Source organism: Bacillus sp. mrc49 (assembly GCF_002803435.1).
Map to the genome: position 1 here is coordinate 1 of NZ_PHNG01000475.1, position 876 is coordinate 876.

1 protein-coding gene and 1 pseudogene are annotated in these 876 nt (G+C 43.9%); both read left to right on the forward strand.

All coding sequences use genetic code 11. The features are described 5' to 3' along the window. Positions 1-371, forward strand: a pseudogene (locus CVN76_RS03860) (tRNA pseudouridine(38-40) synthase TruA); the annotation flags it as partial. A 102-nt stretch (positions 372-473) separates the two neighbouring features. Beyond that, a partial coding sequence (locus CVN76_RS03865) for a DJ-1/PfpI family protein (protein WP_100530357.1) occupies positions 474-876 on the forward strand: 403 nt, incomplete at its 3' end.

An 876-nucleotide genomic window follows, 5' to 3' on the forward strand; every position in this document is an offset into this window, starting at 1 on the left:
CGTTCATGAGAAAGTACAGTATGCATGTTGAGGAAAAGCTGGATATAGAAAGGATGAAAAGGGCGTGTCAATATTTTATAGGTGCACATGATTTCACTGCTTTTTCAAATGCAAAGTCCAAGAAAAAATCAATGGTGCGTGAAATATATGTGATTGATATAGTGGAAAATGCCGGCTTCATCGAAATTAGTGTGCGTGGGGATGGTTTTCTTTATAATATGGTTAGAAAGATGGTCGGAACGCTGATAGAGGTCGGTCTTGGTGAAATAGACGCTGAGCAAATCCCGGGCATTCTGGAGTCGAAGGCAAGAGTCCAAACGGGCCGTATGGCGGATGCCGCCGGGCTGCATTTAGTAAAGGTTGATTTTTAGACAGGATATGGCTGGACTGGTTGTCTGGAGAAAATGGTTGAAAAAGTGAAGAAACAGGGAAGAATGGTAAAGTTGAATAGCACGAAGGAAGGGGAGATTTTCATGAGGTTAGCCGGAAAGAAAATTATCAGTCTTGTGCACCATGATTTTGAAGATTTAGAGCTCTGGTATCCGATCTTACGATTGAAAGAAGAGGGTGCGATCGTTCATCTTGCTGGAGAGAAGGCGAATGAAACATACATTGGCAAATATGGTGTACCCGCCGTATCCGATTATGATTACGGGAGCATCGAAGCGGAAGATTATGATGCGATTCTCGTACCGGGCGGTTGGGCCCCTGACAAAATCCGTCGGTTCCCTGAAGTGATTTCACTAATCCAAAGCATGGAAGAATCTAAAAAACCGATCGGGCAAATTTGCCATGCTGGCTGGGTGCTGATCTCCGCAAAAATTCTAGCTGGCAAGAATGTAACAAGTACGCCTGGCATTAAGGATGATATGGAAA